Origin of the sequence: Streptococcus taoyuanensis (assembly GCF_029589235.1) — a bacterium.
In the GTDB taxonomy this organism is placed as follows: Bacteria; Bacillota; Bacilli; order Lactobacillales; family Streptococcaceae; genus Streptococcus; species Streptococcus taoyuanensis.
Map to the genome: position 1 here is coordinate 38573 of NZ_JARQVW010000017.1, position 6668 is coordinate 45240.

At 39.2% G+C, this 6668-nt stretch carries 5 protein-coding genes; all 5 read left to right on the plus strand.

What is annotated here, in order from left to right; translation table 11 throughout:
* The first annotated feature begins 6 nt into the window (after window positions 1-6).
* Window positions 7-1992 (plus strand): peptide ABC transporter substrate-binding protein, encoded by a 1986-nt coding sequence (locus P5Y91_RS09520; RefSeq protein ID WP_118397437.1) that lies wholly within the window; start codon window positions 7-9, stop codon window positions 1990-1992.
* Window positions 1993-2065: 73 nt separating this feature from the next.
* On the plus strand, window positions 2066-3565 hold the full coding sequence (locus P5Y91_RS09525; protein WP_118397440.1) for an ABC transporter permease: 1500 nt from the start codon (window positions 2066-2068) through the stop codon (window positions 3563-3565).
* Window positions 3565-4491: an oligopeptide ABC transporter permease OppC gene (gene oppC / locus P5Y91_RS09530; RefSeq protein WP_003010290.1), complete on the plus strand. Its 927-nt coding sequence runs from the start codon at window positions 3565-3567 to the stop codon at window positions 4489-4491. Before P5Y91_RS09525 ends, oppC begins: the two co-directional genes overlap by 1 nt.
* 11 nt (window positions 4492-4502) lie before the next feature.
* Window positions 4503-5570 carry an ABC transporter ATP-binding protein gene (locus P5Y91_RS09535; RefSeq protein WP_003010293.1) on the plus strand — a complete coding sequence of 356 codons (1068 nt, stop codon included), beginning with the start codon at window positions 4503-4505 and terminating at the stop codon, window positions 5568-5570.
* A 10-nt stretch (window positions 5571-5580) separates the two neighbouring features.
* Entirely contained in the window at window positions 5581-6507 is a 927-nt protein-coding gene (locus P5Y91_RS09540) for an ATP-binding cassette domain-containing protein (RefSeq protein ID WP_021154496.1), read from the plus strand.
* The last annotated feature ends 161 nt before the right edge of the window (window positions 6508-6668 follow it).

Sequence of the window (6668 nt, forward strand, 5' to 3'; positions counted from 1 at the left end):
ATTCCTATGAAAAAAGGTAAAGTATTCGCAGTTGCCGGAGTAACACTCCTTGCAGCTGGATTGTTAGCTGCATGTTCTAGTTCAAATACTAGCAAAGCAAGCTCAGGCGAAGACAAAAACTATGGTTATGTCTACACTACTGACCCAACAACTTTGGACTATACTGTGTCTTCTAAATCTGCCACTCAAGATCTCACTACAAACATCGTAGACGGTTTGATGGAAAATGACAAGTATGGAAATCTTGTGCCATCACTTGCGGAAGATTGGTCTGTTTCAAAAGACGGTTTGACTTATACCTACAAGATTCGTAAGGGTGTTAAATGGTACGATGCAGATGGTGAAGAACGCGGTGAAGTGACTGCCAAAGACTTCGTGACTGGTTTGAAACATGCTGCTGATAAAAAATCAGAAGAACTTCCACTAGTTCAAGGCTCAATCAAAGGCTTGGATGATTATGTGCAAGGAAAAACTACAGACTTCAGCCAAGTTGGTGTCAAAGCGGTTGATGATTACACACTTCAATATACATTGAACAAACCTGAAACCTTCTGGAACTCTAAAACAACAAACGGAATCTTGTTCCCAATTAGCACAGATTTCTTGAAGAGTAAGGGAGATGATTTTGGTCAACCAAACGATGTGAAATCAGTACTTGCAAACGGACCATTCCTTTTGAAATCTATTACATCAAAATCATCTGTTGTATTTGAAAAGAATGACAACTACTGGGATAAGAAAAACGTTCACGTCAAGGAAGTAAAACTTACTTATTACGATGGATCAGACCAAGATTCATTGGCACGTGGTTTCTCTGATGGAGCTTATACAGCTGCTCGTCTTTTCCCATCAAGCTCAAACTTTGCAACAGTAGAGAAAAAATACAAGGACAATATCTATAACACACCAGCTGGTTCAGGTGTAGCAATCCTTGGTTTCAACATCGATCGTCAATCTTACAAACATACTGCAAAGAAATCAGATGCTGAAAAATCTTCTACTAAGAAAGCAATCTTGAACAAAGATTTCCGTCAAGCCATCACTTTTGCCTTGAATCGTGAAAACTACTCAGCACAAGTCAATGGTAAAGAATTTGCTAAACCAGCTATCCGTAATACATATGTTGCACCTGCATTCGTACAAGTAGATGGAAAAGACTTCGGAAATGTAGTTGCAGATAAGTTGACTACTTATGGAGACCAATGGAAAGGTATCAACCTTGCAGATGGTCAAGATGGTCTTTACAACAAAGATAAAGCGAAAGCACAACTTGAAAAAGCCAAAGCTGAACTTCAAAAAGACGGCGTTCAATTCCCAATTCATATTGACGTTCCTGTTATTCAAAATGCAACAAGTATAGTTACACGTATGCAATCATTGAAACAAACGGTAGAAGAAACTCTTGGTAAAGACAACGTAGTTGTTGACCTTCAAATGATGGACCAAGACGAAGTGTTGAACATCACATTGAATGTTCCATCAGCTGCAGATGCAGATTGGGATCTTCAAGGTATGGTCGGTTGGAACCCAGACTATCAAGATCCATCAACTTACCTTGATACTCTCCAACCATCTTCTGAAGACCAAACAAAAGTCTACCTTGGTTTTGCAGGTGGTGTAGATAACCCATCAGCTAAAGCTGTCGGTTTGGATGAGTTTGCAAAACTTCTTGACGATGCAAACAACGAAACACAAGATGTTGTGAAACGTTATGAAAAATATGCAGCAGCTCAAGCTTGGTTGACAGATAGCGCGATTGTAGTACCTACAATGTCATCATCAGGCGCAGCAACTGTTATCTCTAAAGTGGTACCATTCTCTGGTGCTTCAGCTCAAGCTGGTAACAAAGGTTCAGCATACTTCAAATATGTAGAAGTTCAAGATGAACCTGTTACTAAGAAACAATACGATGAAGCTCTTAAGAAATGGCAAAAAGAAAAAGCTGAGTCAAACAAAAAAGCTCAACAAGATCTTGAAAAACACGTTAAATAATTAAATTATTGCTTTTCATTAGAACTTTCTCTTCTAGGGGAGAAAGTTCTTTTGGACATTAAAGGAATGAAATATGAAAAAATATGTTTTTATGCGTATTTTGCGTTCGTTAGTGTCGATCTTTCTCGTCACGACATTAACCTACATGATTATCTATACGCTAACACCGAGAAATCTCATCTTTAAAAATGACCCCAACTACAATAAAGTAGCGAAGACAAAAGATTCGAAGATCAACTACGAAAATACTGTCTACGATCGCATGGGTTATTTGGAATACATGGATTCAAAGAGCTTGCAACAAAAAGCAAGTAAAGAAGATTCTTCCGTAACGGTTGATGCGACAACTGCTAATGAAAAGATCTACAAAAAATATATTGAAAAATTAGGTCATGGTTGGCAGTTGAAACGTTTCCCGGAAAGTAAGTCTTTCTATGCGGTGCGTGAAATTCCGGTTTTTGAACGTGTCATCAGCTTCTATGCGAATTTGATTCAGTTTGATCATCCAGGTTGGGTGAAAGATGCCTCAAATCCAAATCTCAAACGCTATATCCGTATTGAAAATGATCCATCTATTGGATGGTCTGTAGTGGGTTCTGGTACGAAACACAAATACCTCTTGTACTTTAATGGTCAGTTCCCATATGTACACCAAAACTTTGTGACCTTAAACCTTGGAAATTCATATCCAACTTATTCAAATACCCCTGTTCTTCAAGTTATTACCCAAGGACAAGGAACGACTAAGAAGAGTGAAGTGAACTTCCCAACAGGTAAAAAGACATCTTCCATCGATATCTACTCACGTACCTACAAATCACCAAGTAAGGCAGACTCACAAGATATCAGTCGATTTGGTAAAGGGGATGCCTATACAGCAACGTTGAGCAACTATGAGAATCCATCCATGATTGCATCTTCTTCAATCATTGGTTTGATTGGTATTGCGATTGCCTACTTGATTGCGATCCCATTAGGATCTTATATGGCTCTTTTCAAGAACTCATGGTTTGATAGCATCTCTACTGCGGCCTTGACATTTATGATGTCTCTCCCAACCATTGCCCTTGTCTATATCGTGCGTCTAGCAGGTTCATTCTTTGGACTTCCAGACTCATTCCCAGTACTTGGAGCACAGGACTGGCGTTCATATGTATTGCCGTCTCTGATTCTTGGTTTATTGAGTGCGCCATTTATCGCCGTTTGGATTCGTCGTTATATGATCGATATTCACTCTCAGGATTTCGTCCGTTTTGCTCGTTCAAAAGGATTGTCAGAACGTGAGATCTCAAGAAAACACATCTTCAAAAATGCGATGGTTCCACTAGTTTCTGGAATTCCAGGGGCTATCATTGGAGTTATCTCAGGTGCGACGTTGACTGAAACAGTCTTCGCTTTCCCAGGTATGGGTAAAATGTTGATTGACTCTATTAAAGCATCAAACAACACCATGGTCATCGGACTTGTCTTCATCTTCACATCACTTGGTATCTTTGCTGCCATGTTAGGTGATATCTTGATGACAGTGCTTGATCCACGGATTAAATTAACGAATACGAAAGGAGGCAAATAATGGCTACAATCGATAAAAATAAATTTCAGTTTGTAAAACGTGATGACTTTGCCTCTGAAGTAATCGATGCTCCAGCGTATTCATACTGGAAATCTGTATTCAGACAATTCTTGAAAAAAAGAACCACTATCATTATGCTTGCTATTTTGATTGGGATTCTCTTGATGAGTTTTGTCTATCCTATGTTTTCAAATTTTGATTACAACGACGTAAGTAAGGTAAATGACTTTTCAGCACGTTTGAATCCACCAAGTGCCAAAGCTTTCTTTGGTACAGATAATAACGGTAAATCCCTCTTTGATGGAGTTTGGTTTGGTGCTCGGAATTCAATTATCATTTCCTTCATCGCCACTGTTATTAACGTGGTTGTCGGAGTTATCGTTGGTGGAATTTGGGGGATCTCAAAATCCATCGACCGTATCATGATGGAAGTTTATAACGTTATTTCAAACATTCCGTTTATGTTGATCGTTATCGTCTTGACTTACTCAATGGGATCTGGTTTCTGGAACTTGATTCTTGCCATGTCCTTAACTGGATGGATCGGAATTGCCTATACCATTCGTGTCCAAATCATGCGTTACCGTGATTTGGAGTACAACTTGGCCAGCCGAACATTAGGAACACCAACTTTGAAAATTGTTACGAAAAATATTTTGCCTCAATTGGTATCTGTTATCGTGACACAAACATCACAGTTACTTCCAAGCTTTATTTCTTACGAAGCTTTCCTTTCCTTCTTCGGACTTGGTCTTCCAATCACAGTTCCAAGTTTGGGACGGTTGATTTCTGACTATTCTCAAAACGTAACTACAAATGCCTACCTATTCTGGATTCCGCTTACTGTTTTGATTTTAGTATCCTTGTCATTCTTTATCGTCGGACAAAACTTGGCCGATGCCAGCGACCCACGTACACATAGATAGGAGGAGTAGATATGACATCAAATAACAATATTATTTTATCTGCTCAAGATATCGTAGTGGAATTTGACGTGCGCGATCGCGTATTGACAGCTATTCGTGGCGTATCGCTTGAGCTAGAAGAAGGTGAAGTTCTTGCCTTAGTTGGTGAGTCAGGTTCAGGGAAATCAGTTTTGACAAAAACGTTCACCGGAATGTTAGAAGATAACGGCCGTATTGCCCAAGGTTCGATTAAATACCGTGGTCAAGAATTGACAGATTTGAAATCGAATAAAGATTGGGAAAATATTCGTGGATCTAAGATCGCTACAATTTTCCAAGACCCAATGACAAGTTTGGACCCAATCAACACAATTGGTTCACAAATTACAGAAGTCATTATCAAACACCAAGGGAAAACAGCTAAAGAAGCCAAAGAAATGGCTTTGGACTATATGGAGAAAGTTGGAATTCCAGATGCGGAACGTCGTTTTGATGAGTATCCATTCCAATATTCAGGTGGGATGCGTCAACGGATCGTTATTGCCATCGCCTTGGCCTGCCGTCCAGATATCTTAATCTGTGACGAACCAACAACAGCCCTTGACGTAACCATTCAAGCGCAAATCATTGATTTGTTGAAATCCCTTCAAAAAGAATACCAATTTACAGTTATCTTTATCACCCACGACTTAGGTGTGGTTGCAAGTATTGCAGATAAAGTAGCCGTTATGTATGCTGGAGAAATTGTTGAGTTTGGTAAAGTAGAAGAAATTTTCTACGATCCAAAACATCCATACACATGGAGCTTGCTTTCAAGCTTGCCTCAATTGTCAACCTCAGATGGTGATCTTTACTCTATTCCAGGAACTCCGCCTTCATTGTATGCTCCGATTAAAGGAGATGCTTTCGCACTTCGTTCAGACTATGCGATGCAGATTGATTTTGAAGAAGAGGCACCTGCTTTCAAAGTAACCGATACTCACTGGGCTAAGACATGGTTGCTCCATCCAGATGCACCGACAGTTCATAAACCAGAAGTAATCGAAAACCTTCACGAAAAGATTGGCTCAAAAATGGGCTTTACTCACATTACAGAATAGGAGGAAGGAAATGACTGAAAAATTAGTTGAAATTAAAGATTTAGAAATTTCCTTCGGTGAAGGAAGTAAAAAATTTGTTGCTGTAAAGAACGCCAACTTCTTCATTAATAAGGGAGAAACGTTCTCTCTTGTTGGTGAATCAGGAAGTGGGAAGACGACAATTGGACGTGCGATCATCGGTTTGAATGATACAAGTGCTGGAGAAATTATTTATGACGGTCGCAAGATCAACGGAAGAAACTCTCACAGTGAAAAATCAGAGTTGATCCGAAAAATTCAAATGATCTTCCAAGACCCAGCAGCAAGTTTGAATGAACGTGCAACAGTTGATTATATTATCTCTGAAGGTTTGATCAACCACCATTTGTTTAACAGTGAAGAAGAACGTCAGGAAAAAGTAAAAAATATTATGCATGAGGTTGGACTTCTAGCAGAACATTTGACACGTTATCCTCACGAATTCTCAGGTGGTCAACGTCAACGGATCGGTATTGCCCGTGCACTTGTCATGGAACCAGAATTTGTCATTGCGGATGAACCAATCTCAGCCCTTGACGTTTCAGTACGTGCACAGGTCTTGAACCTTTTGAAAAAATTCCAAAGAGAATTAGGCTTGACCTATCTCTTTATTGCCCATGACTTGTCAGTTGTGCGCTTCATTTCTGACCGTATTGCAGTTATCTATAAAGGGGTTATTGTAGAAGTGGCAGAAACTGAAGAGCTATTTAACCACCCAATCCATCCATACACCCAATCCCTACTTTCAGCGGTCCCAATTCCAGATCCAATTCTAGAACGTAAAAAAGTTCTAAAAATCTACGATCCAGAACAACATGATTATTCTGAAGATAAACCACAAATGGTTGAAATTAAACCAGGTCATTATGTATGGGCTAACAAAGCTGAAGAAAACAAATACAGACAAGAATATAAATAGAGAGGATTCCCTCTCTATTTTTTTATTTCAAAAAAACTTTCAAAAAAATAAAAAATTTTTTAAAAAAGTGTTGACAGTAAGGGTAGGTCATGATATACTAATATAGTTGTCGCGCGAGAGCGACAAAGACCTTTGAAAACTGAACAAGACGAACCAATGTG

Coding starts and splice junctions, on each gene's coding strand:
- P5Y91_RS09525 (WP_118397440.1), top strand. CDS start 2,066: ATGAAAAAATATGTTTTTATGCGTATTTTGCGTTCGTTAGTGTCGATC.
- P5Y91_RS09535 (WP_003010293.1), top strand. CDS start 4,503: ATGACATCAAATAACAATATTATTTTATCTGCTCAAGATATCGTAGTG.
- oppC (WP_003010290.1), top strand. CDS start 3,565: ATGGCTACAATCGATAAAAATAAATTTCAGTTTGTAAAACGTGATGAC.
- P5Y91_RS09540 (WP_021154496.1), top strand. CDS start 5,581: ATGACTGAAAAATTAGTTGAAATTAAAGATTTAGAAATTTCCTTCGGT.
- P5Y91_RS09520 (WP_118397437.1), top strand. CDS start 7: ATGAAAAAAGGTAAAGTATTCGCAGTTGCCGGAGTAACACTCCTTGCA.